Origin of the sequence: Conexibacter arvalis, assembly GCF_014199525.1 — a bacterium.
GTDB classification, from domain to species: Bacteria; Actinomycetota; Thermoleophilia; order Solirubrobacterales; family Solirubrobacteraceae; genus Conexibacter; species Conexibacter arvalis.
The window spans coordinates 91,850-118,845 of sequence record NZ_JACHNU010000005.1 but is presented as its reverse complement, the minus strand read 5'-3'; the positions used below and the strand labels follow the sequence as shown (position 1 = coordinate 118,845).

Below are 26,996 nucleotides of genomic sequence, written 5' to 3'. Positions count from 1 at the left end.
GGTGTGGAACGGTCGCGGGATGGAGCTCACTCGCCCGTCGGGCGGTGCTCCGCTGCGCGATGCGCAGACGGTCGCCGCCGCCCTCGTCCGCTACTGGCTGACGATCCTCCCCCAAGCCCACGCCGAGATCCGCCCCTGGCGGCGAGCCGCCGCGGCGGTGCCCGACCCGGTCCTGCGCCGGCAGGCGGTCGCGACGCTCGCCGAGGAGCGCCTGAACGTCGAGGGATCGACGGTCTTCGCGCTGCTGGCGCCGCCGCGCCGCCAGCGAGCGGTCGTGCGGCTGTGCGTCGCCTTCCAGGCGATGTACGACTACCTCGACACGCTCGGCGAGCAGCCGGTCGCGGACCCGCTCGCCAACAACCTGCGGCTGCACCGGTCGCTGCGCGCCGTGCTGCTCGGAGACAGCGGACCGGACGACTGGTACGCGCTCCATCCGCGGCGCGACGACGGCGGCTACCTCGCCACACTTGTCGCCGCCGCCCGCCACGCCTACGACGCGCTGCCGGCGGCCGAGCCGGTCCGCGCCGCGGCGCTGCGCGCGGCCACCCGCTGCGGCGAGGCGCAGAGCCACACGCACGCGGCGCCGCTGGACGGCGGCGCGCGGCTGGAGGCGTGGGCGGCCGAGCAGGGCATCGACCCGCGCTACCGCTGGTGGGAGCTGGCGGCCGGCGGCATCTCGTCGGTCGGCGTCTACGCGCTGTTCGCGGCGGCCGCCGACGCGCGCACGACGAGCGCTGAGGCCGACCGCGTCGACGCCGCCTACTTCCCGGCGGCGTGCGCGCTCAGCTCGCTGCTCGACAGCCTCGTCGACCGCGACCGCGACGCCGCCAGCGGCGACGTCAGCGCGATCGCCCGCTACGCCGAGAGCGCCGAGGCCGCCGACCGCCTCGCCGCGATCGCCGGCGACGCCGCCGACCGCCTCGGCGCACTCCGCCGCGGCCGGCGCCATCGCGCGATCGTCGACGGCATCGGCGCGTACTACGTCAGCGCGCGCGGCGCCGAGACGGCGTGGGCGGCACCGGTCGCCGACGCGGTCGTCGCGCGGCTCGGCCCGCTGGTCGCCCCGATCCGCGCGACGATGCGCCTGCGCCGGCGGGCGCGCGGATGACCGGCGCTCATCCCGTCCGCAGCGACTCCTCGAACGCCTCCCGGCCGAAGTCGGGCCACAGCTCGTCACGGAAGACGAGCCGTGCGCCGGCCGCCTGCCACAGGAGGTAGTTCGACAGCCGCTGCTCGCCGCTCGTGCGGATCAGCAGCTCGGGGTCGTGCATCTCCGGCGCGTAGAGGTGGCGGCGGAACTCCTCCTCGCTGCTGCCCGTGAAGGTGCGCGCGGCGTCGACGATCTCGGCGCGGCCGCCGTAGTTGAACGGGACGAAGAAGGTCAGCCGGTCGTTGCCCGCGGTCAGCTCCTCAGCCCACTCCATCGCCGCGATCACGTCGGCCGGGAGCGGGTCGGCGCGCCGGCCGATGAACCGCATGCGGACCCCCTCGGCGTGCAGCCGCGGCGTCTCGCGCTCGACGTAGACGCGCATCAGCGTCATCAGGTTCGCGACCTCCTCCGGCGAGCGCGACCAGTTCTCGGTCGAGAAGGCGTAGATCGTCAGCTCCTCGATCCCGAGCTCGGCGGCGTCGCGCAGCCGCTCGCGCACGTTCTCCGCGCCGGCCCGGTGGCCCTCCCACACCGGCAGGCCGCGGCGCTGCGCCCAGCGGCCGTTGCCGTCGGTGATGATCGCGACGTAGCGCGGGCGCCGGCCGCTCACGTCGCGTCAAGCCCCAGCCGCGCCGGCGTCCGTGCGACGAGGTAGCCGGGCACCGCGCTCACGGCCAGCGCCGCCGCCGCGACCAGCACGCAGGTGAGGACCGTCTGGCCCGCGGTCACGTCGAACGGCGCCGGATAGCCGGTCGTCAGCTCCAGCCAGCGGTTCCCCAGCCAGTGCCCGTAGATGCCGGCCAGCGCGCCGGTGAGGCAGCCGGTGCCGAGCACGATCCCGGTCTCCAGCAGCAGCGCGCGCCACAGCTTCGCGGCGCGGAAGCCCTCGATCCGCAGCTGCGCGAAGGTCGCCCGGCGCTGCCAGATCCCCGCGCCCATCGCCGACGCCATCGCGAGCACCGCCGCGATCAGCAGCAGCAGCGCGATCTGCGAGAGGCGCGCCAGGCCGTCGCGTGCGAGCGCATTCGCGTGCGCCATGCGGTCGGCGGTCGCCTGCACCTGCAGCGCGCTCCCCGGACCGAGCGCCGTGTCGATCGCCGCGGCGACGGCGGCGGGGTCGGCGCCGGGCTCGACGTCGACCTCGAGCGCCGTCGGCGACTCGCGCGGCCAGCGCGCGCGGTGGTCGTCGCCGTTGAGCACGACGGCGCCGGCGCCCCAGCCAAGGTTGGTCGTCGTCGCGGCGATCCTGAAGCGCGCGGTGCCGGTCGGCGTCGGCAGCGCGAACAGGTCGCCGACGCCGGCCTCCTGCGTCTCGGCGAGCTGGCGCGAGACCGTGATCCAGCCGCCCGCGCGCAGCCGTCGCATCGCCGCGTCGGGATCGCCGTCGACGATCTGGCTGCGCGGCACCGGCATCGCGTCCTCGGGCGGCCGGCCGATCACCCACACGCGCCGATCGCCGAGGTCGAGCAGCCCGCCGCGGTACTCGCGCACTGCCCGCACCCCGTCGACGCCCGCGACCTGCGCCGCCATCCCGTCGGCGTCGAACGGCTGCAGCGCGAGGTCGTCGTCGGGCGTCGACACCCACACGTCGGCGGTGCCGGCGTACTCGGCGTAGTCCTCGTAGAGCCCGTCGAGGAGGTTGTCGTGGGCGCCTTCGATCGCGACGGTCCCGAAGACGGCGACCGCGCCGGTCGCCGCCAGCGCGAGCGAGCGGACGGTCGTCGCGCGCAGCGCCCGCACGGCCAGCAGGAGCATGTTGAAGCGCCCGCGCAGCGCGACCCGCTCGGCCAGCCACAGGACGGCCGTGAAGGCCGCCGGCACGAACAGCACGACGGCGAGCGCGAGCAGGCCGACGCCGACGACCGTCAGCGACGGGGCAGCGAGCGCGACGACCGTCGCCGCGGCGATCAGCAGCGTGCCGGCGTACGCCATCGCGACGCGGGTCCGGCGGCTGATCGCGTGCCCCGGCTCGCCGTGCTCGCCGAAGACGGCGTCGACGGCCCGGCCGGCGCGCAGGTCGAGCAGCGGCTGGGCCGCCGCGAGGCACGCGGCCGCGACGCCGCCGACCAGCGCGAGCACGATCGCGGCCGGCTCGATCACCGGCTCGAGCCCGATCGGGAAGGCGAGCGCGAGGTAGCCCGGCGGGTGCTGCGCCGCCGTCCGCGACAGCAGATAGCCGACGACGACGCCGACCGCCGACGCCGCGAGCCCGAGCGCCGCCGCCTGCGAGAGCAGGATCTGGACGATCTGGCCGGGGCGGTAGCCAAGGATCCGCAGGTCGGCGATGAAGCGGCGCCGCTCGGGGACGGTCAGCAGCATCGCGTTGAAGACGAACAGCACGCCGACGAAGGCGCTGATCGCCGCGAACAGCCCGGTCGACTGGTCGATCGGCCCGGTCGCCTGCTCCAGCAGGCGGGTCTCGTGGTCGATCGACGAGACGGTCAGCCGGTCGGCGGCGATCCGCTCCAGCGAGGCGCGCGCCTGCTGCTCCCTCCCGGGCTCGGCGACGACGAAGAGGCGCGACAGCCGCCCCGGCAGCCGCGCCAGGTCCTGCGCGTACGGGAGCGAGACGACCGCCAGCGTCGAGCCCGACAGCCCGCCGATCGACTCGCGCCCGAGCACGGCCGCCACCTCGATCGAGCGCGCCCGGCCGCGGACGCCGAGCGCGACGTGCGCGGCGGGCGAGCCGGTCGCGAGCGCCGGCAGCTCGAGCACGTCGCCGACCGCCTCCGGCAGCGCGATCGCGCGCTGGAGCAGCAGCCCGCCGAGCTGGAAGCTGCGCGCGCCGGTCCCGCCGAGCCGCGGCAGGTCGCGGTCGATCCCGACGAGGTCGACCGAGATGCGGCGGCCCTCGTACGCGACCGTCGCGCGCTGCTCGAGCACGCCGGCCGCCCGCTCCACCCCGGGCGCGGCCTTCACCGCCGCGAGCACCTCCCGGTCGAACCCGGTCGTGTCGCGCGCGGAGAGCTGGAGCGTCGCCTCGCCGGTGATGCCCTCGACGATCTGGCGCGCGGAGCCGGTGATGCTCGTGTTCGCGACCTGGACCCCGAAGACGAGCGCGACGCCGGTCGCGATCCCGACCGCCGCCAGCAGCTCCTGCATCCAGTGGACGCGCAGGCGGCGGCGGTAGAAGTAGAGCAGCGTCCGCAGCGGCAGCACCGGTCAGCTCCCGGTCGCGCCGGGCGGCGAGACCGGCTCGCCGGCCGCGCCGCCGACCACCGCGCCGCCGCGCGCCGCTGGCGCCTCCTCCCCGCCGCCGCCGGCCGCCAGCCGGCCGTCGACCAGCCGCTCGACGCGGTCGGCGACCTCGGCGGCGCGCGGGTCGTGGGTGACGAGCAGCACGCCGGCGCCGCGGTCGCGCGCGATCTCGCGCAGCAGCCGCAGGATCTCCTCGCCGCGTCTGCTGTCGAGGCTGCCGGTCGGCTCGTCGGCGAGGATCAGGCGCGGCTCGTTGGTCAGCGCCCGTGCGATCGCGACCCGCTGGCGCTCGCCGCCCGACAGCCGCTCCGGCGGCGCCGAGACGCGATGCCCAAGGCCGACGCGGTCGAGCCACTCGGTCGCCCGCCGGCGCGCGGCCGCCGGGTCGACGGAGGCCGCGAGCAGCTTCGTGCCGGCGTTCTCGACCGCGCTCACGCCCTTCATCAGATGGAACTCCTGCATGATGAAGCCGAGCTCGTCGCGCCGGTAGTCGGCGGCCGCGGCGCCGGAGAGGCGCGCGAGGTCGCGGCCCTCGAAGGTCACCCGCCCGGCGTCCGGCCGCAGCAGCGCGGCCGCCAGCTGCAGCAGCGTCGACTTCCCCGAGCCGCTCGGCCCGTACAGCGCGACGACCTCGCCGGCCGCGACGCGCAGCTCGACGCCGTCGACGGCGCGGACGACCTCGTCGCCCTCGGCGAAGTGCTTGACGACCGCTTCGAGCGCGAGCATCGACGGGCGTCAGGCGGAGGGACGGGCGCGGCGCGCGTCGAGCTCGAAGACCGCCGCGACCGGCGCCGGCGGCGTCAGCTGGCCGTGCAGCTCGCCGGCGTCGATCGTCAGCGCGCGGTCGGCACCGCACAGGCCGCTCGCCTCGTCGACGGTCGTCAGCACCGCGATCCCGTCGTCGTGCGCGAGCGACTCCAGCAGCCGGTACAGCGCGCCGGCGCCGCTCGCCGTCGGCGCCAGCCCGACCGCCGGCTCGTCGATCAGCAGCAGGCGCGGCCCGCTCACCAGCGCCCGCGCGATCGCGACGCGGATCGTCTCGCCGTGGTCGAGCTCGTCCGGCTCCAGCTCGGCGCAGCCGGTGGCGCCGACGCGCCGCAGCGCACGGTACGCGGCCGCCTCCGCCTCGGCCGTCGTTCGACGCCCGCCGAGCAGCGGCGCGGCGACGTGCTCGACGACCGCCTCGCCGATCACCGAGGAGAACTCCCGCTGGCAGTAGCCGATCCCGCCCGGAACGCCGAGCATCGACCGCTCGCGCAGGTCGCGCCCGTCGAAGCGGACCGCGCCGCAGGTCGGCGCCACGACGCCGCCGGCGACGCGCAGCAGCGTCGTGCGGCCGGAGCGGCGCTGGCCCCAGACCGAGACGAGCTCGCCGGCGCGCAGCTCCAGCGACGCGTCGTGCAGCGCGAGGCGCTCACGCCGCCGCCTGCCGCCGCGCGCGAACCGCTTCGTGACCCCGTCGAGGACGAGCAGGCTCATCGTCGCTCACGCCGAGTGCTCGACCGCGGCCCATGCGCGGCCGGCGCTCTCGCGCAGGCGCGCGCGGGCGCGCCGGATCCAGCGCAGCTCGGCCTCGGCGACGTCCTGGCGCTCCTCCGCGAGCAGCTCGTCGATCACGGTGCCGTCGGGCGCGGGCAGCGCGCGGCGGGCGACGTCGAGCACCGCGCGCTCGTACTCGGCCAGCAGCCGCAGCGCGTTGTCGACGTCGTGCGCCTGCGTCGCGGCGATGCGCACCAGCGCCTCCTGGCGAGCCTCCTTGGAAGCGGGGATCTGCTGCCGTATCCAGCTGCGGTAGGCGCGCGCGCCCTTCGCGGTCGCGCGGAAGCCGAGCAGCCTGCCGCGGTCGTCGGCGTCGCTCTCCTCGAGCGGTATGCGCTCGACGAGGCCGCCGCGGGCGAGCTGCGCGAGCGCGTCGTAGATGTGGTTGCGACGCGATTCCAGCAGTCCCTCGAAACGGTCCTCGAAGCGGCGGCAGACGTCGGCGCCGCCGGTCGGGCGCTCGATCACCAAGCTCAGCACGGCCGACTTGACGTTGGACTTCATGCCCCTGAAGCTGCTCCTCCCCCTGGTCCCGCTCCGCCCATCGGAGGTGTGACCGGTGCGAGCGAGGCTAGAGAACGCGGTCGACGGAAGCAAGCGGCAGCGTGCCGCCCCGGGGCGCCGGAATGCCCCGCGGGGCCCCCTAGTCCGCGACGGACTACTGATCGGACTGTTGCGAGGGGCGAGAACGGGGCATGATCTCCTCTGTAGCCATACGCGCGAACGACCTGCCGGTTCCGCTCCCCTGGATCCGGCTCGTCGGCGCGGCGGTTCCGCCGCAGGCGTCAGGAGAGCCCGCCGTTCCCCCCGGCTCGGCCCTTCGACAACCGACCTGCGCACTCCCGCCGCGACGCGCGTCACGGCGCCCGCGGCTCCGGTGCTCGTCACCCCCCGACGCACCCGGAGCCGCGGTCGTCACCCTCCTCTTGCGGCTCAGCCCTCGCGCCGGGCGCGCGCGGCCGGCACGACCAGCGGCGTCCCCGTCTCGGGATCGTCGATCACGCGGCACGGCAAGCCGAAGACCGCCTCGACCAGCGCCGCGTCGACGACCTCGGCCGGCGCGCCCTCCGCGACGATCGCGCCGTCGCGCATCGCGATCAGGTGGGTCGCGTAGCGGCAGGCGTGGTTGAGGTCGTGGAGCACGGCGACGAGCGTGCGGCCATGGCGGTCGCGCAGGTCGGCGCAGAGGTCGAGCACCTCGATCTGATGGGCGATGTCGAGGAAGGTCGTCGGCTCGTCGAGCAGCAGCAGCGGCGTCTCCTGCGCCAGCGCCATCGCCAGCCAGACGCGCTGGCGCTGGCCGCCCGACAGCTCGTCGACGGCCCGCTCGGCGAGCGCGGTCGTGCCGGTCGCCGCGAGCGCCTCCGAGACGGCGCGCTCGTCCTCGGGGCCCCACTGGCGCAGCAGCCGCTGATGCGGGTAGCGGCCGCGCGCCACGAGATCGGCGACGGTGATCGCGTCGGGCGCGGTCGGGCTCTGCGGCAGCAGGCCGAGCCGCCGCGCGACCGCCTTCGCCGGCTGCGAGCGGATGTCGTCGCCGTCGAGCAGGACGGTGCCGGCGCGCGGCTTCAGCATCCGCGCCAGCGCGCGCAGCAGCGTCGACTTGCCGCAGGCGTTCGGGCCGACGACGACGGTGAACGATCCGTCCGGAACCGTCACGTCGAGGCCGTCGACGACGAGCCGCTCGTCGTAGCCGAGCCGCAGGTCGCGGCCCGAGAGGCGGGCGTCGCCCGCGGTTGTGGTCGTGCTGCTCATCATGTGCGGCGCCTCCCGCGCCATTCGCGGGCCAGCAGCCAGCAGAGGAAGAGCCCGCCGACGACGCCGGTGACGACGCCGACCGGCAGGTCGCGCCCCGGCCACAGCCGCTGCGCCGCGAGGTCGCTGCCCTGCAGGAGGACCGCGCCCAGCAGCATCGAGGCGACGAGGTTGGGGCCGGGGGCGCGCGTCAGCCGCCGCGCGATCTGCGGCGCTGAGAGCGCGACGAAGGCGATCGGGCCGGCGGCGGCGGTCGCGACGGCCGTCAGCGCGACGGCGACGACGACCAGCGCGACGCGGCCGCGCTCGACCGGGGCGCCGAGCGCCCGCGCCAGCTCGTCGCCGAGCTCCAGCGTCCGCAGCGTGCGGCCCAGCAGCAGCGCCGCCGGGATCAGCAGCGCGAGCGCGAGCGCGAGCGGCCGCACCTGCTCCCAGCCGCGGCCGTTGAGGCTGCCGGTGATCCAGATCACGGCGCTGACCGCGTCCTCGTATCTGGCGCGCGTCAGGAGGTAGTCGGTCAGCGACCGCAGCAGCAGCCCGAGGCCGATCCCGACGAGCACGAGCCGGTAGCCCTGGATCCCGTGGCGCCACGCCAGCGCGAGCACGAGCGCCGCCGTCGCCAGGCCGCCGGCGACCGCGCCGGCCGAGACGCCGGGGCCGTCGACGCCGAGCAGCGTGATCGCCGCGACCGCGCCGGCCGCCGAGCCGTAGGTGAAGCCGACGACGTCGGGGCTGCCGAGCGGGTTGCGCGTGATCGTCTGGAAGATCGCGCCGGCGAGGCCGAGCGCCCCGCCGACCAGCAGCGCGCACAGCACGCGCGGCAGTCGCAGCGTCTCGACGATGAACGCGCTCGACTGGTCGCCGCCGCCGAGCAGCGTCGAGATCACCTCGCCGGCCGACAGCGGGTAGTCGCCGGTGCCGACGCCGACGACCGCCAGCGCCAGCAGCAGCGCGACGAGCACTAGGCAGACGGCGACGGTGCGCGGGTCGACCCGCACCGCGACGGCGCCGCCCGGCGTCCGCAGCACGCGGCCGCGGACCTCGACGCGGACCGCGCGCGGCGGCTCCGGCGGGCTCGGCGGCTCTGCGAGCAGCTGCGCCATCAGAGCTGCGCGATCCTCCGCCGGCGGACCAGCATCAGGAAGACCGGCGCGCCGACGAAGGCGCAGACGATCCCGACCTGCAACTCGCCGGGCCGCACCAGCAGCCGTCCGACGACGTCGGCGACGAGCAGCAGCAGCGGCGCGAGCACGACCGAGTACGCGAGCACCCAGCGTTGGTCGGGGCCGACGATCGCGCGCGCGATGTGCGGGATCGTCAGCCCGATGAACGCGATCGGGCCGGCGGCGGCGGTCGCCGCGCCGCACAGCAGCGTGATCGCGACGCCGCCGAGCAGACGCGTGCGGTGGACGTGGGCGCCGAGCGCGCGGCCGGCGTCGTCGCCGAGCGCGAGCGCGTTGAGCGGGCGCGCGAGCAGCAGCGCCAGCACGGTGCCGGCGATCAGGAACGGCGCGACCCCGGCGAGCGTCTCGGAGTCGCGGCCGGCGAGCGAGCCGACCCACCAGAACCGCCAGGTCTCGAACGCCTCTCTGTCGAGCAGCGTGATCGCCTGCGTCAGCGCGAGCAGCGCCGCGGTCACGGCCGTGCCGGCGAGCGCGAGGCGGACCGGAGTCGCGCCGCCGCTCCCGCCGGCGGCGAGCAGGTAGACGACGACCGCCGCCAGCCCGGCGCCGAGGAACGCGAACCAGACGTAGCCGGCGAGGCCGCTGATCCCGAAGATCCCGACCGCGGCGACGACCGCCGCCGCGGCGCCGGCGTTGACGCCGAGCAGGCCGGGGTCGGCGAGCGGGTTGCGCGTCAGCGCCTGCATCAGCGCGCCGGCGAGGCCGAGCGCGATCCCGACCGCCAGCCCCAGCAGCGTGCGCGGGATCCGCAACTCGTGGACGATCGTCGCGTTCTGCGAGCCGTCGTTCTGGAACAGATCGTGCACGACGTCCGCGAGCGGGATCGACTTGGCGCCGAGCGCGAGGCTCAGCATGACGGCGACGGCGAGCGCCAGCGAGGCGGCGATCAGACCGGCGCTGCGGGACGGCGGCGACACGGCGAGTTAGGCTACCCTAATCCGCCCCTTCCATGCGATCCGGGCGGGTCGGGCTGGCGCGCCGGCGGGCCAGGCTCCAGCCGCACCGGCCGGGACCGCCGCGCCGTCCCGGCGCCTGCTCAGCGGAGCCTGACCGGGACGCCCCGCTGGACCGCGAGCACCCGCACGCCGGCCCGGACCGCTCTGCGACCGGCGTTCGCCGAGCGCACCGAGACGGCGTTGCGCGCGACGGCCGGCCGCGCCGAGCGGGCGACCCGCAGCGTCACGCGGACGGTCCGTCTGCCGCCGGCTCCGACGGTCCGCAGCGACCAGCAGGCGCGGCCGCGCGATCTCGTCGCCGCGCTCGGCAGCTTGCGGAACGCGAGGCCGCGGCCGGGCGCCGAGCAGACGACGACGCGCGTCGCCGCCGCGCGCCCGCGGTTGGCGACCGTGATCGCGTGGCGGACGGTCGCGCCCGGCCGCGCGCGCTTCGCGGAGGCATTGACCGACAGGCGCAGCGCCGGTCTGCGCGCGGCCGGTCTGCTCGGCTGCGGCGCGGGTCTCGGCTGCGGCGCCGGCTGCGACGGTCTCGCCGCGATCGCCGGCGAGGCCGCCGTGCGGGTGATGCCGGTGCCGCCGGCGTTGGTCGCCGCCGGCTGGCAGGCGACCGTGCGGCCGACGTCGCCGTCGCCGAATGCGTAGGCGGCGCTTGGGCCGCTCTGCAGCACCTCGCCGTTGCGCGTGTCGAGGAAGGTGTACGCGAACGTCGGCGCGCCGCTCCAGGTGCCGGGCGAGCAGGTCATCGTGCCGCCGGCCTGGAAGACGCCGACGGCGCTCACGTCGCTGCCGCCGCGCGGTGCGATCGGCGGGTCGTCGTCGCCGAGCACGAACGCGCGGATCTCCGGCGCGGCGAGGTTGGTGTAGCCGTTCCACGAACCGACCCCGCACGTGCCGGTCGGACCGGTCGTCGTGACGAAGCTGGCGACGCCGGCGAGCGCGCCGGCGATCGTCAGCGGGCCGCCGCTGTCGCCCTCGCAGGCCGAGCCGACCTGGCTGGCGACGCAGTCGACGACGGCGTTGTCGGCGCCGCCGCAGAGCAGCGGATCGCCGATCGTCGTGCCGACGGCGTAGAGCCCGCCGTCGGGGGCGACGCCGGCGGCCTGGCGGCCGAAGCCGGTGATCGTCGCGACCGTCCCCAGCGCCGGGTAGGCGCCGCTCCCGACCAGCGCGATCGCCCGCACGGCCGGTCCGCGGAGGTCGAGCGGAGCCGACAGCGCGAGCACCGCGACGTCGTCGGGTGCGACGCCGCCGTTGTCGGCCGTGTAGCGGTAGCCGGGGTGGACGCGGATCGCGGCGACGCCGCGCTCCTGTCTCGTCGACTCGGGCGCGTTGACGTTCGAGATGCCGGCGACGACCGTCAGGGCGGCGGTGCCGACGCGCGTCGCGGTCGTCGGGTCGTAGACGCAGTGGCCGGCGGTGACGACGTGGGTCGCGTCGACGATCGAGCCGCCGCAGGCGTACGTTCGGCCGCCGTCGAGGTCGGAGCGGACGTAGACCTGCCACGGCGCCTGCGTGACGGGGATCGCCGTCCCGCCGACGATCGCCGGCTTCTTGCCGATCGGCTGCTGCGGACCCAGCCGCAGCGTGCCGTCGCTCGCCGAAGCGGCGGACGCGCCCATGGCGAGAGCGACCAGGGCCGCGGCCGCGAGGAGCGCGCCGCGAGCGGTCCGTCGTGACGTTCGATGATGCATGGCGGAGCACCTTAACGACGAGGCGACCACCGTTTGAGGGTGCGTCAGCCGCTCGGTCAGGCGGTGAACGATCCCGCGGCCGCGTCGACGACCTGCCACGGGCGGTCGTCGGGACCGGCGAGGGCGAGCGTCCAGCGCTCGGTCGAGGTGACGGCGCGCTCCTTGCTGCCGCTGAGCACCGCCGCGGTGTCGCGGTCCTCGACGTAGCGGCGGCCGACGACCTCGACCTCGACCGTCATCTCCGGCGGCTCGGCGGCCGGGTTCAGCGCGGCGATCGTCAGATGGCGGACCTGCGGGCCGCGGATCACGAGGCGCGTGCGGCCGGAGGGGTCGCCCGGGTGCAGCAGCTCCCGGGCCGCCTGCGGCGTCGCGACGTCGAGCAGGTCGGCGTCGGCGCCGTCGACTGCCTCGGCCCACGCGGCGACGGCGCGGCGGACCGATGCTTCCAGCACGTCGGGCGCCCAGCGGCCGTCGACCAGCGACAGGTCGAGCGCGGCCGTGCGCGCGTCGCCGGCGTAGTCGAGGTCGGCGACCTCCGCGGTGCTGACGCCCTCCGGCAGCTTGTCGAGCGCGGCGACCTCGAGCAGCGAGGCGTCGGCCATCCGCCGCTCGTCGCTCCACGGCGAGGCGACGATCTCCGCGTCGAGCACGTGCTGGCCCTCGGCGTCGGTCTCGATCGAGGCGATGATCCAGCCGTTGCCGTCGTGCCGCTTGGCGAGCGTCCAGAACTCGGTCAGCTCGACCGTGTCGGAGCCGGCCTCGTTGCGCTTCAGGATCATCCCGTTGCGCATCACGACGTAGTCGCGCAGGCGGGCGCTGATGCGGACGGTGACGCGGTCGTCCCTCTCCCCTTCGCGGTTGGTCAGGCCGAGGTACTCGATCGATCTCAGCTCCAGCACCTCGACGCGGTTGTGCCAGCCCTTGCGGGCGAAGTCGTCGAGCCGCCGGCGCCATTCGACCAGCAGGTCGGGGACGAGCAGCTCCGCCAGCGCGCGGTCGTCGCGGGCGTCCCAGGCGTGCTGCGCGGCCATGAACATGTTGGCCGCGCTCTCGCGGACGGCGTCGGGCGCGAAGGCCGGATCGTCGTCGGCGGCGACCGCGGCGGCCAGCTCGACTCTGCGCTCGTGCTCGCGGCGGCGGCGGTTGTAGCGGGCGACCTTGATGCCCGCGATCACCGCGGCGACGACGAAGAAGATCGCGACGACGCCGACGAGCGCGAGCACGACGATCGGGCTGCCGCCGGCGCCCGTCCCGCGGGCGCCGCCACCGCCGAAGCTCCCGCCGCCCCCGAAGCCGCCTCCTCCGCCACCGCCGCGGAAGCCGGAGGAGCCGCCGCCGGCGGCGGCCAGCGCGGCCGGCGCGCTCAGCAGCAGGACTGCGAGCGCCGCGGGCAGCGCGGCGAGCAGGCGGCGGGCGATCGAAGCGGAGGGCAAATGGACGGACATCTCACTCCACCGTATCGCGCCCGGCGGTGCGCCTCCCACCGGGCGCGCGTCCGCGCCCGGCGGTGCGCCTCCCACCGGGTGCGCGTCCGCGCTCGCCGCTCCGGTCCCACTCGTCGCCGCCACACGGGCGCCGCCCAAGCCGCCGGCGCTGGCCGATCCGGCGCCGGCCGCCCCTCCTGCATCGGGCGGCCGGTCCAGTTCCCGGACCGTCCTGCCGATGACGCGGGAAGAGACCGACCCGATCCGGAGGACGAGACCGTCGTGACCCTGCACCCGCGCCGCGTGCGCGCCACCCTGCTGCTGATCGCCGCCCTGGCGCTGGCCGCCGTCGGCGGCTCCGTCGCGACGACCGCCCTGCGCGCCGCGACCGCAGAGCCCGCGCCGGTCGTCCGCACCGCCCTCGCGGAGACCCGCGACCCCGCCGGCGCGAAGGGTCGGACGCTCGGCCTCTCGCGCGTGACGGTCGCGCCCGGCGCCGAGCTCGCGCTCCACCGCCACCCCGGGACGCAGATCGCTCAGATCGCGCGAGGGACGCTGACCTACTGGGTCGTCCGCGGCGCCGTCGAGATCCGCCGCGGCGACCCGGACTCCGCCGCCGGTGCCAAGCTCGTGCGCACGATCGGAGCCGGCCAGCGAGGCCAGATCCGCACCGGCGACTGGATCGTCGAGAAGCCCGGCACGATCCACCACGCCGCCAATCGCGGCAAGGTCGAGATCGAGATCCTGATCGCGACCCTCTTCAAGAACGGCGCCCCGCCCTCGATCGCCGTCAGAGGCTGAGCGCGGCGCTGCGCGAAGACGCGTAGCGCCGCAACACGCCCGGCGGTCATCCTCGCCCGGTGACCGCCGCGCCCGACTCCCAGCGCGCCCATGAGGTGCGACTTCCGGTCGCCCAGCGACCAAACGTCGCACCTCATACGGACGTGGACCTCGTCGAACTGGCGAATTCGCAGTGGGGTGTGGTGGCGCGGCGGCAGCTCGAGGCCGTCGGCGTCACGCCGGCGATGGTGAAGGCGCGGCTCGCCCGCGGCTCCCTGACCCGCCTCCACCGCGGCGTCTACGTGGTCGGGCACCGGCGGCTCGCACCGCAAGGGCACGCGCTCGCCGCGGTGCTGGCTGCCGGCCCCGGCGCGGCGCTGAGCCATCGCAGCGCGGCGTGGCTGCACGAGCTGGCGCCGCTTCGGTGGGGCCGGATCGACGTGACGACCTCCACCCGGGCCCAGAGCACCTCGACCTACCGCGTGCACCGCGCGCCCGCACTCACCGCGGACGACCTGACGACGGTGGACGACATCCCGCTCACGAGCCTGCCCCGGACCGTGGTCGACCTTGCCGCCGTCCTCTCCCAAGACCGCCTGGCGAGCGTCCTCGCGGAAGCAGAGCGCCGGCGGCTGCTCGACCTCCATGCGCTCGAAGCGGCGATCGAGCGGACGCGAACGCGAACCGGCCCCGGCCACGCCCGCCTCCGCGCCGTCCTCGCCGAACATGCCGCCCACGGGGTCCAGCTGGACCGGTCCGCCTTGGAACGGCGCTTCCTCGGCCTGACCGCCGAGGCCGGCCTGCCGCGGCCGCGCCTCAACCACCGCGTGCTGCGCTTCGAGGTCGACGCCGTCTGGCCGCGCGAACGGGTCGCGGTCGAGCTGGACGGGTGGGCGTTCCACCGCCACCGACGCGCCTTCCAGCGCGACCGCGAGAAGGGGAACGCGCTGTCCGCTGCCGGCTGGACGGTGCTCCGGTTCACCCACCACGACGTGGCCGAGCGCCCCGCAGCGGTCGCAACCCAGCTCCGTCGGGTGCTCGACGGCCGATGAGGTGCGATCTCTGGTCGCTGAGCGACCGAAACTCGCACCTCATCGCGCGACGCCGCCTACGCGCCCGGCACCTCGATCTCGCGCTTGAGGATCTTGCCGGTCGGCCCCTTCGGCAGCTCGGTGACGAGCCAGACGTGGCGCGGGTACTTGTAGGCGGCGACCCGCTCCTTGACGTACTCGCGCAGCTGGTCGGGGTCGACCTGCTCGCCGGGCTTCAGCGCGACGCAGGCGCCGACCTCCTCGCCCCACTCCCTGTCGGGGACGCCGACCACCGCCGCCTCGGCGACCGACGGATGCTCGTAGAGGATCTCCTCGACCTCGCGCGGGTAGACGTTGTAGCCGCCGCGGATGATCATGTCCTTCTTGCGGTCGACGATGAAGAAGTAGCCCTCCTCGTCGACCTTCGCGAGGTCGCCGGTGTGGAACCAGCCGTCTCTCATGACGGCGTCGGTCGCCTCCGGCTTGCCCCAGTAGCCCTTCATCACGTTGTGGCCGCGGATCACGATCTCGCCGACCTCGCCGGTCGGCACCTCGGCGCCGTCCTCGTCGACCGCTCTCATCTCGACGCCGCGGATCGCCGTCCCGATCGAGCCGACCTTGCGCGGTCTGTCGGGATGGTTGAAGGAGGCGACCGGCGAGGTCTCCGACAGCCCGTAGCCCTCGAGGATCTTGCAGTCGAAGGTCGCGTCGAACTCCTTCAGCACCTCGCCGGGCAGCGCCGAGCCGCCCGAGACGCACAGCCTCAGCGACGACAGGTCGAGGCCGGCGCGCGCCTCCTCCGGCACGGCCAGCATCGCGTTGTACATCGTCGGGACGCCCTCGAAGACCGTCACCCTGTCGCGCTCGACGATCTGGAGCGCCTTCAGCGGGTCGAAGCGCGGGATCAGGGTCAGCGTCGCCCCGACCGCCGTCGCGACGTTCATCGCGCAGGTCTGGCCGAAGGAGTGGAAGAGCGGCAGCGCGCCAAGGATCACGTCGTCGTGGTCGACCTGGATCAGCGTGTCGACGGTCGTCTCGACGTTGGCGATCAGGTTGGCGTGGGTCAGCTCGGCGCCCTTCGGCTGGCCGGTCGTGCCGGAGGTGTAGAGCAGCACGGCCGCGTCGTCGTCGCCGACCTCGGCGATCTCGTGGCGCGGCTCGGCGGCGAAGGCGACCTGGGCGAAGTCGTGCCCGACCGATATGAACTCGGCGCCGGCCTCCTGCGCCCCTGGCGCCGCCTCGCCGGCGAAGTCGTGCCAGCCGAACAGCAGCTTGGCGCCGGAGTCGCGCAGGTAGTAGGCGACCTCGCGCTGCTTGAGCAGCACGTTCATCGGCACGACGATCCCGCCGGCGCGCAGGATCGCGTAGTAGATCGGCGGGAAGAAGGGGACGTTGGGGAGCATCAGCCCGACGCGGTCGCCGGGCCGGAAGCCCTTCTCGTGCAGGAGCCCCGCGATGCGCGCGCTGCCCTCTGCGATGACCGTGTAGTTCAGCGCCACGTCGTCGAGCTTCACGGCGATGCGGTCCCCGTGCTTCGCGGCGGTGTCGGTCAGCAGGCTCGCAAGATTGCGCCCCATGTCGTCTCCCGTCTCCTCGTCGGATTCCTCAGTGCAGGGCGATCAGGACTCCGCACCGGACCCCACTGCGCGGGCTGGGGCCTCGCCCCACAGCTGCTCGAGCCGATAGAACTCGCGGGTGTCCGGCGTGAAGATGTGAACCACCACGTCGAGATAATCCATCAGGACCCACTGCGCTTGCGGCAGTCCCTCGACGCGGCGCGGCAGCAGGCCGTGCTCTCTCTTCATCCGCTCGTGGATCCCGTCGTGGATCGCCTTCACCTGACGGTCGCTGTTGCCGGAGCAGACCACGAAGTAGTCCGCGTACCCGAGCACGCCGCGCAGGTCCAACTCGACGATGTCGGTCGCCTTTCTGTCGTCGGCGTACTCCGCGATCGCGGCCGCCATCCGAGCGCCTTCCAGTTCATTGTGTGTCATGTCGTCACCTCCCCCCGCACACCGTGGTACAGCCCCTCCGCCGCGATCGCCTCGGCGACGGCGTCGGGGACCAGATAGCGGATCGGCCGTCCCTGCGCGACGCGCGCGCGCAGCTCCGAGGAGGAGAGGTCGATCCGGGGCATGTCGAAGTACGTCACCCGCTCGGAGCCGGCGAGCGGCTCGAGCGCCCGCTCGATCGCGTCGCGCTTGGAGCCGCGCCGCTCGGCGACCGCGAGCGTCGCCAGCGACAGGACCGCCTCCGGCTCGCGCCAGCTCGGGAAGCTGGCGGCCATGTCGCCGCCGACGATGAAGACCAGCTCGTCCTCGGGCGCTCGCTCGTGCAACAGCCGCAGGGTATCGGCCGTGTAGGAGCGGCCGGGGCGCTCCAGCTCGATCCGCGACACCTCGAACCGCTCGTCGCCTGCGACCGCCAGCCGGCAGAGCTCGAAGCGCTGCTCGGGCGAGGGGTCGCCGGGCGCGACCGTCTTGTGCGGGGGCTCGCCCGCCGGCATCAGCAGCACCCGGTCGAGCCCCAGCTGGCTGTGCGCCTCCTGGGCGCAGACCAGGTGTGCGAGATGCGGCGGGTTGAACGTCCCGCCAAGGATGCCGACGCGCATGCGCTCCGATCGGGCCGCGTCAGGCGCGCACCTGACCGGTGCCCTCGATCAGGTACTTGAACGTCGTCAGCTCGCGCACGCCGATCGGGCCGCGGGCGTGCAGCTTCTGCGTCGAGTTGCCGATCTCCGCCCCCATCCCGAACTCGCCGCCGTCGGTGAAGCGGGTCGAGGCGTTGACGTAGACGCAGGCGGCGTCGACGCCGAGCTGGAAGGCGCGCGCCGCGTCGGTCGACTGCGTCACGATCGCCTCCGAGTGGCCCGAGCCGTAGCGGCCGACGTGGTCGATCGCCTCCGCGGCGGAGTCGACGACGCGGATCGCCAGCGTCAGCGCGAGGTACTCAGTCGCCCAGTCCTCCTCGGTCGCGAGCGCGATCGGGATGCCGGGGCCGGCCAGCGCCCGCGCCCGCTCGTCGCCGCGCAGCTCGACGCCGGCGGCGTGGAGCGCCTTCGCGGCGCGCGGCAGGAACTCGGCGGCGGCGTCGGCGTGGACGAGCAGCGTCTCGAGCGCGTTGCAGACGCCGGGGCGCTGCGTCTTGCCGTTGATCAGGATCGCCTCGGCGTCGTCGAGCTTCGCGCTCGCGTCGACGTAGAGGTGGCAGTTGCCGGAGGCGGCGTAGATCACCGGGACGGTCGCGACCGCCTTCAGCGCGTTCTTCAGCCCCTCGCCGCCGCGCGGGAAGATCAGGTCGACGACGCCGTCCTGCGTCGCCAGCTCGGCCAGCTCCTCGCGTCCGCCGCCGGCGACCAGCTGGATCGCGCCCTCCGGCACGCCGGCGGCGGTCGCCGCCTCGGAGGCGATCGCGGCCAGCACGCGGTTGGAGTGGATCGCGGTCGAGGAGCCGCGCAGCACGATCGCGTTGCCCGACTTGAGCGCCAGTCCGGCGGCGTCGATCGTCACGTTCGGGCGCGCCTCGTAGACGACGGCGACGACGCCGAAGGGGACGCGGACGCGGCGGACGTCGACGCCGTTGGGGAGGCGGTGGCCGTCGATCGTCTCGCCGACGGGATCGGGCAGCGCGGCGATCGCGCGCGTGCCGGCGGCGATCCCCTCGATCCGCTCAGCGTCGAGCGCGAGCCGGTCGAGCAGCGCGTCGCCGATCTCGTTGGCGCGCCCGGCCTCGAGGTCCTTCGCGTTCGCCTCCAGGATCTCTGGCGTCCGGGCCACCAGCGCGTCCGCGATCGCGTGCAGCGCGCGGTCCTTCACGTCGGCGCCGAGCGCGGCGAGCGGCTTTGCGGCGGCCTTGGCGGCGAGGCAGATGTCGGTGACCGAGGTGGGCGTCGAGATGGCCATCTGCCCATGGTACCCGGCCGCGCGCCCCGGCCGCCGGACCGGGCCGCCTCCCGCGCCCGGCCTGCGCCCGGCCGGAGGAGCGGCGCCTTGGGGGTGATATGCGCCCCCTGAGCGCCACTCCTCCCCGGCGCGGGTCGCAGGCGACGCGCGGGCGCGGGCTCAGCCGATCATCTCGCGCGCGGGACCGCCGGGGCGGAACATCGGGAGGCAGTCGGCGGTCGGGGCGATGCGGGCCTCCAGCAGGGCCGGGCCGGGCTCGGCGAGCGTCTCGGCGACGGCGTCGGCGACCTCGTCGGGATCGGTCACGCGGCGGCCGGCGACGCCGAAGGCGCGGGCGAGCGTCGGCCAGTCGGGCGAGGCGCCGAGGTCGACCGAGTGACGGCGGCCGCCCCAGAACATGTCCTGCTGCTGGCGGACCATCCCGAGCGAGGCGTTGTGCATCAGCACGACCTTGACCGGCAGCCCCTCCTCGGCGGCGGTCGCCAGCTCCTGCACGTTCATCAGCAGCGAGCCCTCCCCGCTGACGCAGACGACGGTCGACTCCGGCTCGGCCGCCTGCGCGCCGAGCGCCGCCGGCAGGCCGTAGCCCATCGTGCCGTGGCCGCCCGAGGTCAGCCAGCGGCGCGGCCGCTCGAAGCGCAGCCGACCGGCCGCCCACATCTGGTGCTGGCCGACGTCGGTCGAGACGATCGCCGCCCCGCCGGTCGCCGCCTGCACGGCGTCGAGCAGCGCATGGGGGTCGATCCCCTCCCCCGGTCCCTCGCCGCCCGACCAGCCCGGGGCCGGCACGTCGAACGGCTCGTCGGCGCGCCAGGCGTCGATCCGCTGCCACCAGGCGGCGAGGCGGCCGGCGTCGGGCGCCGGGTCGAGCTGGGCGTAGGCGTCGGCGATCGCCGCCAGGCCGCGCTTGGCGTCGGCGACGATCGGGACGTGGACGGCGCGCAGCTTGCCGATCTCGCTCGGGTCGACGTCGAGGTGGATCACCTTCGCGTGCGGCGCGAACTGCTCCAACGCGCCGGTGACGCGGTCGTCGAAGCGGGCGCCGACGCAGACGATCAGGTCGGCCTCGTCGACCGCCCAGTTGGCGGTGCGGGTGCCGTGCATCCCCAGCATCCCGAGGAAGCGGCGGTCAGAGGCGGGGAAGGCGCCGAGCGCCATCAGCGTCGTCGTCACCGGCAGGTCGGCGAGCCGCGCCAGCGCCGTCAGCTCCGCGGCCGCCTCGGCGTGGACGACGCCGCCGCCGGCGTAGAGGACCGGCCGCCGCGCCGCCGCGATCGCCTGCGCCGCCAGCCGCACCTGCTTCCCGTTGGGCTTCGTCGTCGGGCAGTGGCCGGGCGTGTTGGGCGGGTGCGGCTCCCGGTCGCGCGCGGGGGCGCGCGCGATGTCGGAGGGGATGTCGAGCACGACCGGTCCGGGGCGGCCGCTGCGCGCGAGGTGGAAGGCGTCGTGGACCGCCTGCGCCAGCTCGTCGGCCGACTCGACCGCGATCGCGTGCTTGACCATCGGCGCCGTCATCCCGATCACGTCGGCCTCCTGGAAGGCGTTCGTGCCGCGCAGGTCGGTCCGCACCTGGCCGGTCAAGAAGACGGTCGGCGTCGAGTCCATGTACGCGTCGCAGATCGGCGTCATCAGGTTGGTGGCGCCGGGGCCGGAGGTCGCCAGCGCGACGCCGACGCGGCCCGTCGCGCGCGCGTACCCCTGCGCCGCGTGCCCGGCGCCGGCCTCGTGGCGCATCAGCACGTGGCGGATCTCGCTGTCGACGAGCGCGTCGTAGATCGGCAGGCTGGCGCCGCCGGGGATCCCGAAGACGGTGTCGACGCCCTCCCGCGCGAGGGCCTTCGTCAGGGCGTCGGCGCCGCGCATCGGGCGCTCCCTTCATGAGCGGTGGCGAGGACGGTCGGGTTGAGTACGGCGAGGGTGCGGAGGCGCATCGGCCTGCTCCTTGTGCGAGACGACGGTGACTGGTGCGGCGGCCGCGCGCGGGGCACGGCGTGGGACGACGGAGTCGTGCGGTCGGCGAGCTATGTCAGCCGGATACGCGTACGCCGACGAGAACGCGGATCGCGCTCGTAAGTCGGTCGGCGTGTGCGCGCAGGTGCGTCACTTCTGCACAAGGATGCCGCAAACAGCGGCGAAATGCCAGCCGGGCGGGACGGATCCGGGCGGGCGGCGCGGCGCGGGCGGGTGGTCGGCGCGGGCGGGACGGCGCGGCGCGGGCGGGTGGTCGGCGCGGGCGGGACGGCGCGGCGCGGGCCGCGCGGACGGCGCCGCGCGGCCGCGCCGCTACGCCAGCACGAAGTAGTCGCGGTGGATCGCCTCGTCGCTGGCGCGCGGCAGGATGGCGCGCGCCTCGGCCGACTTCATCCCCTGCACCCTGCGCAGCTCGGCCGCCGAGTAGTTCGTGATCCCCTTCCCGACGACCGCGCCGTCGTGGACGACCTCGACGGCGTCGCCGGCGTCGAAGCCGCCGCCGACCTCGGTGATCCCGACCGGGAGCAGCGACGTGCCGCCCTCGCGCAGCGCGCGCGCGGCGCCGGCGTCGACGGCCAGCCGGCCGCGCGCCTGCTTGGCGTACTTCAGCCACAGCTTGAAGCTCGAGTAGCCGGCGTCGCGCGCCGGGAAGCGGGTCCCGACCGGCTCGCCGGCGACGGCGGCGGCGACGATGCCGGCGGTCTTCCCGTTCGCGACGACGGCCGGGATGCCCGACGCGGTCGCCATCTCGGCTGCGACGACCTTCGAGCGCATCCCGCCGGAGCCGAGCGTCGTCGTCGTCTGGCGGATGTCGAGCTCGGCGAGCGCGTCGAAGTCCTCGACCAGCGGGACGATCTCGGCGGAGGGGTCGAGCCGCGGGTCGGCGGTGTAGAGGCCGTCGGTCGAGGTCAGCAGCACGAGCTGCTCGGCGCCGAGCAGGATCGAGACCTGGGCGGCGAGGAAGTCGTTGTCGCCGAAGGAGATCTCGTCGGTCGTCGTCGTGTCGTTCTCGTTGATGACCGGGACGACGCGCCAGTCGAGCAGCTTCTGCAGCGTCTGGCGGGCGTTGAGGTAGTGCGTGCGGGCGCTGATGTCGAAGAAGGTCAGCAGCACCTGCGCGGTCGCGACTCTGCGCTCGGTCAGCAGCTCGTCGTAGACGCGATAGAGCTGACCCTGGCCGACGGCGCTCGCCGCCTGCAGCTCGTCGACCGCGCGCGGCCGCATCCCGAGTCCCATCACGCCCATCCCGCGGGCGATCGCGCCGCTGGTGACGATCACGACGTCGCGGCCGCCGGCATGCAGCGCCGCGGCGTCGTCGCAGACCTGCTCCAGCACCTCGCGGCGGGGATGGCCCGCGTCGTCGCAGACGATGCTCGAGCCCAGCTTGATGACGACGATGCCCATGGCGAGCAGGGAGCTTAGAGGGCGCGGCGCGGCCGGTGGCGGGCGCCGCGGCGGGCACGGCGCGCGGGCGGCGCGCGAGCGGAGCGGGGGGCGAGCGGGCGGGCGGCGCGAGCGGAGCGCGGGCGAGCGGCGCGCGGGCCCCGCCGGCGGGCCGCCCTACCGCAGCACGCGCCCCAGCAGCGCGACGGCGCGGGCGGCGAAGCGGCCGTCGGGGTCGAGGTCGCTCCGCAGGTCGCTGATCGAGCAGCCGATCAGCCCGGGCGCGCCGGCGAGCGGCGCCAGCAGCTCCTCCAGCTCCTCCCAGGCGAGGCCGAGCGGCTGCGGATAGCTGACGGCCGGCATCGCCTCCGCGTCGAGCACGTCGAGGTCGAGGTGCAGCCACGCCGGTCCGGCGGCCAGCCGCGCCGCGGCCTCCAGCCCGGCCATCGCCGGGCCGCCGGCAGCGGCGACGATCGCCGGCGCGTCGCGGCGCCAGATGCGCTCGTCGAGCTGCGCCAGGTCGGCGTCGTTGCCGGGATCGGCGCCCCGCGGCCGCAGGCCGAGCACCGCGCAGCGCGCCGGGTCGACGAGCGGCACCGCCCCGTTCCCGGCGAGCGCGATCAGCTCGGCCGGTCCCCGTCCGCAGACGATCGCGACGTCCATGTCGGCCGCCTCGCCGGTCGGCGAGCTGTCGCCGTCCATCGCGTCGGGATGGCCGTCGACCACCCACAGCCCGGGCTCGAGCCCGGCGGCGCGGCAGCCGGCGAGCGCACCCGGCAGCAGCGCGCAGTCGCCGCCGAGCACGAGCGGGCGACCGCCGCCGCGCGCCACCTCGGCGACCGCGTCGCGCAGCGCGCGGGAAGCGCCGACGAGCGCGGCGAAGGCGACGATCCCGCTGCCGGGATCGCGCTCGGCCGGGCGCAGCAGCCCGGTGACGTCGCCGCGGTCCGCGCTCGCGCCGACGGCTTCGGCGATCCCGGCCGCGCGCAGCGCCGCCGGCGCGCGCTCCTCCCCCTCGCCGGCGCCGGCCGAGTCGAGCGGCGCGCCGAGCAGGGTCCAGGAGCCGGCCACGGCGACCTCTACGACGGATCCAGCTCGAAGGTGATGCCGCCGATCTCGACGTCGTCGCCGGGCTCGAAGCCGGCATCCTCGAGCGCTCTGATGACGCCGATCGAGCGCAGCCGCGTCTCGAGGTAGGCCATCGCCTCCTCGTTGTCGACGTCGTAGCGGGAGACGAGCCGGTCGACCCCGGCGCCGACGACGCGGTAGCCCTCCGCGCCGATCGCCTCGACGTGGAAGCCGCGTCTGGCCGCCGGGCGGAAGACCTTGTGCTCGGCGAGGCCTTCGACATCGGCGACCTCGGCATGCGGCGTCACCGGGACGTGCTGGAGCAGCAGCTTCTTGAGCGTGTCGAGCCCCTCGCGGGTCGCGCTGGAGGTGCGCACGATCGGCACCTCCTCCCCCAGCCGCGCCCGCCACGCCGCCGCGGCGGCGTCGGCGTCCTCGCCGGTGACGAGGTCGACCTTCGACAGCGCGAGGATCCGCGGCAGCCCGGCGAGGCGGGCGTCGTGGGCGGCCAGCTCCTGCTCGATCGTCGCGTGGTTCTCGACCGGGTCGCTGCCGTCGATCGGCGCGAGGTCGAGCACGTGGACCAGCAGCCGCGTGCGCTCGACGTGCGCGAGGAAGTCGTGGCCGAGGCCGGCGCCGTCGCTGGCGCCCTCGATCAGCCCCGGGATGTCGGCGACGACCAGCTGCCGGTCGTCGCCCTCGATCGTCCCCAGCACCGGCTCCAGCGTCGTGAAGGGATAGTCGGCGACCTTCGGCCGCGCCGCCGTCATGCTGGAGAGCAGCGACGACTTGCCGGCGTTCGGCAGGCCGACGAGGCCGACGTCGGCGAGCAGCTTCAACCGCAGCTCCAGCCATCCCTCCTCGCCGGGCAGGCCCCGCTCGGCGAAGCGCGGCGCCTGCCGCGTCGGGGTCGCGAAGTGCTTGTTGCCGCGCGCGCCGCCGCCGCCTCTTGCGACGACCGCCCGCTGTCCGGGGACGACGAGGTCGTGGCGGGTGCCGTCCTCCAGCTCGACGACGGTGCCGGGCGGCACTCTGATGACGAGGTCCTCGCCGTCGGCGCCGTGGCGCAGTCTGCCCTGGCCGTGGCCGCCTCTGCGCGCCTTGAAGTGGGCTGAGCGGCGGAAGAACTGGAGGTCGCGCAGCGAGTCGTCGCAGAGCAGCACGACGTCGCCGCCGCGGCCGCCGTCGCCGCCGTCGGGACCGCCCTTCGGCACGCGCGACTCGCGGCGGAACGACATGCAGCCGTCGCCGCCGCGGCCGGCCTGGACGTGGATTCGGGCGCGATCGGAGAGCATCGCCCCCAATCGTGGCAGGTCGGCCCGGCGCGAGGGCGGCCGTGCGCCGGAGGCGGCGGCCGCCCGTGCGCGGCGCTACGCGGGCGCGCCCTCCTGCGTCCGCACGTCGCGCTCGTTCGGGACGCAATGGGTCATCACGTGGCCCTCGACGTCGCGCGGCCCGTTTCTGCCGAGGTTGTCGAGCCGCCGCTGCTCGGCCTCGCCCCATCCCTGGCTCTGCAGCGGCTTCAGGTGGCGCACGTCGTCGGCGACGATCCCGATCCCCTCGCCGACCCGCTGCCCGAGCTCGTCCTCGGCGAGGTAGAGGTGCCAGATCATCCGCTCCTGGATCGCGCGGTCGCACTGCGACAGGCCGTCGATCAGGTTGGCGACGAGGTCGTCCTTCTCCCACTGCTCGGAGAGCAGGTAGCGCTCGCCGGCCTGCGCGTAGTCGTTCGTCCGCGGGATCCGTTTGCGCGTCAGGCGGCCCTCGATCAACGGCCCCTGCTCGTCGTGGCTGGGCTCCTGCGCCTCGCGCAGGCCGCCGATGATCGACGGTTCGTAGTTGACCGACGGGTTCTCGCCGCCGTCGTCGACGTAGTAGGCCATCTCGCCGTCGCGCTGGTTGGTGCGGACCTCCGCGTTTCTGGCCTGGTTGACCGGCAGCTGGAGGTAGTTGGCGCCGACGCGGTGGCGCTGCGTGTCTGAGTAGGAGAAGGTCCGCCCGACCAGCATCTTGTCGTCGGAGAAGTCGAGCCCGTCGACGAGCACGCCGGTGCCGAAGGCGATCTGCTCGCTCTCGGCGAAGAAGTTGCGCGGCGCTCTGTTCAGCGTCATGAGGCCGACCGGCCGCAGCGGGAACGCCTCCTCGGGCCAGACCTTCGTGTCGTCGAGCGGGTCGAAGTCGAGCTCGGGGTGCTCGTCGTCGCTCATCAGCTGGACGTTCAGCTCCCATTGCGGGAAGTCGCCGCGCGCGATCGCGTCGTAGAGGTCTCTCGTGTGGCAGCCGAGCTCCTGCGCCTGCATCACGTCGGCGTCGGCCTGCGACCAGCTGCGCACGCCCTGTCTCGGCAGCCAGTGATACTTGACCAGCTGCGTTCTGCCCTCCTCGTTGACCCACTTGTAGGTGTTGACGCCGAAGCCCTGCATGTGGCGGTAGCTGGCCGGGATCCCGCGCGGGCTGAGGATCAGCGTGATCATGTGGAGCGCCTCCGGCGTCTGGGACCAGAAGTCGAAGACGCGGTTGGGCACCTGGCGCTCGAAGGTGACCGGGTCGGGCTTCTGCGAGTGGATGAAGTCGGGGAACTTGATCGCGTCGCGGATGAAGAAGACGCCGATGTTGTTGCCGACGAGATCCCAGTTGCCGTCCTCGGTGTAGAACTTGACCGCGAAGCCGCGCGGGTCGCGAACGGCCTCCGAGGAGTCGCGGCCGCCTGCGACGGTCGAGAAGCGGATCGCTATGTCGGTCCGCTTGCCGGCTTCCTGGAACAGCTTCGCGCGCGTGTGCGGCGCGATCGGCTCGTCGCCGACGCTGCCGTACGCCTCGAAGGAGCCGAAGGCTGTCGCGCCGCGGGCGTGGACGACCCGCTCGGGGACGCGCTCGCGGTCGAAGTGGCTGATCTTCTCGAGGAACTGATAGTTCTCCAGCGTCGCCGGTCCGCGCGCGCCGACGGTCCGCTGGTTCTGGTTGTCGTGGACCGGATGGCCCTGGCGGTTGGTGAGGACCTTGCGGTCGTCACCCTCGGCCGGCGGCTGGCTGGCGACGTCGGACATCGAAGCGCTCCTGTCGTCGTTGGGTCGGCGGGACGCGGAAGCGGCCCGTCCCCTCCGACTCCCCGCCGTCCGGCGCCCTCAACCGGCGGCGTCAGCCGGCGTACCGGCCGCCGCAGCGGGCAGCATTGAGCGATCACCGACCCCGGCGACCCTGGAGCGAGCATGTCCGACCCCGTCTTCCTCATCACCGGCGCCTCGACCGGCATCGGCGCGGCGACCGCGCGCCAGGCCTCCGCCGAGGGCTACCGCGTCGTGCTCGCCGCGCGCTCGCAGGGGCCGCTCGACGCGCTGGCGGCCGAGCTGGGCGGGCCGGAGCGGGCGCTGTCGGTCCCCTGCGACGTGACCGAGTGGTCGCAGCAGCAGGCGCTCGTCGCCGCAGCGCTCGACGCCTTCGGGCGGATCGACGTCGTCTTCGCGAACGCCGGCTTCGGCGGTCCGCGCGGCTTCCTGGAAGGCGATCCCGAGCAGTGGAGAGCGATGGTGCTGACGAACGTGCTCGGCGCCGCCTACACCGTGCGGGCGGCGATCCCCGCGCTGCGCGAGTCGCGGGGCCACCTGCTGCTGACCGGCTCGGTCGCCGGGCGCAAGGCGATGCCGGGCTCGCTCTACTCGGCGACGAAGTGGGCGGTGACGGCGATGTCCGAGGCCGCCCGCCAGGACCTGAACGGCAGCGGGGTGCGCGTGACACTGCTCTCCCCCGGCGCCGTCGAGACGCCGTTCTGGGACGCGAGAGCGCCGGGCTCCGAGCCGCTCGGCTCGGCCGACGTCGCCGACGCGGTGATGTGGGCGGTCACCCGCCCGCCGCACGTCGACGTCAACGAGATCCTGATCCGCCCGACCGAGCAGGAGCGGTAAGGGCCCCGCAACGACGAGCGCCCGGCGGGGCCGGGCGCTCGAACGACTCAGATGCGGCTCGC

The 26,996-nt window shown here is 75.0% G+C and carries 23 protein-coding genes; 4 read left to right on the top strand and 19 right to left on the bottom strand.

The window, feature by feature from the left end:
* Positions 1-19 precede the first annotated feature (19 nt).
* A complete protein-coding gene (locus tag BDZ31_RS17065) occupies positions 20-1,108 on the top strand; it encodes a DUF2600 family protein (protein WP_183343561.1) in 1,089 nt (362 codons plus the stop codon).
* 7 nt (positions 1,109-1,115) lie between these two features.
* Here the strand turns inward: BDZ31_RS17065 and uppS are convergent, their stop codons facing one another.
* The 10 genes from uppS to BDZ31_RS17015 all read right to left on the bottom strand — a co-directional run bounded on the left by uppS (position 1,116) and on the right by BDZ31_RS17015 (position 12,918).
* Positions 1,116-1,760 (bottom strand): polyprenyl diphosphate synthase, encoded by a 645-nt coding sequence (gene uppS, locus BDZ31_RS17060; RefSeq protein WP_183343560.1) that lies wholly within the window; start codon positions 1,758-1,760, stop codon positions 1,116-1,118.
* On the bottom strand, positions 1,757-4,309 hold the full coding sequence (locus tag BDZ31_RS17055) for an ABC transporter permease (RefSeq protein WP_183343559.1): 2,553 nt from the start codon (positions 4,307-4,309) through the stop codon (positions 1,757-1,759). Before BDZ31_RS17055 ends, uppS begins: the two co-directional genes overlap by 4 nt.
* Positions 4,310-4,312: 3 nt before the next feature.
* The gene (locus BDZ31_RS17050) at positions 4,313-5,074 is read right to left on the bottom strand and encodes an ABC transporter ATP-binding protein (RefSeq protein WP_183343558.1); all 762 of its coding nucleotides are present in this window, start codon (positions 5,072-5,074) and stop codon (positions 4,313-4,315) included.
* Positions 5,075-5,083: 9 nt separating this feature from the next.
* Positions 5,084-5,827, bottom strand: coding sequence for an ATP-binding cassette domain-containing protein (locus BDZ31_RS17045; protein WP_183343557.1), 744 nt, complete (start codon positions 5,825-5,827; stop codon positions 5,084-5,086).
* Positions 5,828-5,833: 6 nt separating this feature from the next.
* Positions 5,834-6,391 carry a PadR family transcriptional regulator gene (locus BDZ31_RS17040; RefSeq protein ID WP_183343556.1) on the bottom strand — a complete coding sequence of 186 codons (558 nt, stop codon included), beginning with the start codon at positions 6,389-6,391 and terminating at the stop codon, positions 5,834-5,836.
* Positions 6,392-6,820: 429 nt separating this feature from the next.
* Positions 6,821-7,642, bottom strand: a complete 822-nt coding sequence (locus BDZ31_RS17035) for an ABC transporter ATP-binding protein (protein WP_183343555.1) — start codon at positions 7,640-7,642, stop codon at positions 6,821-6,823.
* Positions 7,642-8,745, bottom strand: coding sequence for a FecCD family ABC transporter permease (locus BDZ31_RS17030; RefSeq protein ID WP_183343554.1), 1,104 nt, complete (start codon positions 8,743-8,745; stop codon positions 7,642-7,644). Before BDZ31_RS17030 ends, BDZ31_RS17035 begins: the two co-directional genes overlap by 1 nt.
* Entirely contained in the window at positions 8,745-9,743 is a 999-nt protein-coding gene (locus tag BDZ31_RS17025) for an iron chelate uptake ABC transporter family permease subunit (protein ID WP_343075615.1), read from the bottom strand. Before BDZ31_RS17025 ends, BDZ31_RS17030 begins: the two co-directional genes overlap by 1 nt.
* Before the next feature lie 119 nt (positions 9,744-9,862).
* Entirely contained in the window at positions 9,863-11,401 is a 1,539-nt protein-coding gene (locus BDZ31_RS17020) for a serine protease (protein ID WP_183343553.1), read from the bottom strand.
* Positions 11,402-11,529: 128 nt separating this feature from the next.
* Positions 11,530-12,918 carry a TIM44-like domain-containing protein gene (locus BDZ31_RS17015; protein WP_183343552.1) on the bottom strand — a complete coding sequence of 463 codons (1,389 nt, stop codon included), beginning with the start codon at positions 12,916-12,918 and terminating at the stop codon, positions 11,530-11,532.
* A 261-nt stretch (positions 12,919-13,179) separates the two neighbouring features.
* Between BDZ31_RS17015 and BDZ31_RS17010 the strand changes: the two genes are divergently transcribed.
* Both BDZ31_RS17010 and BDZ31_RS17005 read left to right on the top strand, forming a co-directional pair.
* Complete coding sequence (locus tag BDZ31_RS17010) at positions 13,180-13,698, top strand: cupin domain-containing protein (protein ID WP_183343551.1); 519 nt, start codon at positions 13,180-13,182, stop codon at positions 13,696-13,698.
* A 143-nt stretch (positions 13,699-13,841) separates the two neighbouring features.
* Positions 13,842-14,729, top strand: coding sequence for a type IV toxin-antitoxin system AbiEi family antitoxin domain-containing protein (locus BDZ31_RS17005; RefSeq protein ID WP_343075614.1), 888 nt, complete (start codon positions 13,842-13,844; stop codon positions 14,727-14,729).
* Between the two features lie 56 nt (positions 14,730-14,785).
* Here BDZ31_RS17005 and BDZ31_RS17000 read toward each other — a convergent pair whose 3' ends face one another.
* From BDZ31_RS17000 to BDZ31_RS16960, 9 genes are all read right to left on the bottom strand, one after another.
* Positions 14,786-16,285 (bottom strand): long-chain-fatty-acid--CoA ligase, encoded by a 1,500-nt coding sequence (locus BDZ31_RS17000; protein WP_183343550.1) that lies wholly within the window; start codon positions 16,283-16,285, stop codon positions 14,786-14,788.
* Positions 16,286-16,327: 42 nt separating this feature from the next.
* Positions 16,328-16,702 (bottom strand): ribosome silencing factor, encoded by a 375-nt coding sequence (gene rsfS, locus BDZ31_RS16995; RefSeq protein WP_183343549.1) that lies wholly within the window; start codon positions 16,700-16,702, stop codon positions 16,328-16,330.
* Positions 16,699-17,319, bottom strand: a complete 621-nt coding sequence (nadD, locus tag BDZ31_RS16990; protein WP_183343548.1) for a nicotinate-nucleotide adenylyltransferase — start codon at positions 17,317-17,319, stop codon at positions 16,699-16,701. Before nadD ends, rsfS begins: the two co-directional genes overlap by 4 nt.
* A 19-nt stretch (positions 17,320-17,338) precedes the next feature.
* A complete protein-coding gene (locus BDZ31_RS16985; RefSeq protein WP_183343547.1) occupies positions 17,339-18,610 on the bottom strand; it encodes a glutamate-5-semialdehyde dehydrogenase in 1,272 nt (423 codons plus the stop codon).
* Positions 18,611-18,769: 159 nt separating this feature from the next.
* On the bottom strand, positions 18,770-20,473 hold the full coding sequence (gene ilvB / locus BDZ31_RS16980; RefSeq protein ID WP_183343546.1) for a biosynthetic-type acetolactate synthase large subunit: 1,704 nt from the start codon (positions 20,471-20,473) through the stop codon (positions 18,770-18,772).
* A gap of 420 nt (positions 20,474-20,893) precedes the next feature.
* Positions 20,894-21,985 (bottom strand): glutamate 5-kinase, encoded by a 1,092-nt coding sequence (proB, locus tag BDZ31_RS16975; RefSeq protein ID WP_183343545.1) that lies wholly within the window; start codon positions 21,983-21,985, stop codon positions 20,894-20,896.
* Positions 21,986-22,141: 156 nt separating this feature from the next.
* Positions 22,142-23,035, bottom strand: coding sequence for an arginase family protein (locus tag BDZ31_RS16970; protein WP_183343544.1), 894 nt, complete (start codon positions 23,033-23,035; stop codon positions 22,142-22,144).
* A gap of 8 nt (positions 23,036-23,043) precedes the next feature.
* On the bottom strand, positions 23,044-24,327 hold the full coding sequence (gene obgE / locus BDZ31_RS16965; protein WP_183343543.1) for a GTPase ObgE: 1,284 nt from the start codon (positions 24,325-24,327) through the stop codon (positions 23,044-23,046).
* 75 nt (positions 24,328-24,402) lie between these two features.
* On the bottom strand, positions 24,403-26,079 hold the full coding sequence (locus tag BDZ31_RS16960) for a catalase (protein WP_183343542.1): 1,677 nt from the start codon (positions 26,077-26,079) through the stop codon (positions 24,403-24,405).
* A gap of 162 nt (positions 26,080-26,241) precedes the next feature.
* Here BDZ31_RS16960 and BDZ31_RS16955 point away from each other — a divergent pair, with 162 nt between their 5' ends.
* On the top strand, positions 26,242-26,934 hold the full coding sequence (locus tag BDZ31_RS16955) for an SDR family oxidoreductase (protein WP_183343541.1): 693 nt from the start codon (positions 26,242-26,244) through the stop codon (positions 26,932-26,934).
* Positions 26,935-26,996 lie beyond the last annotated feature (62 nt).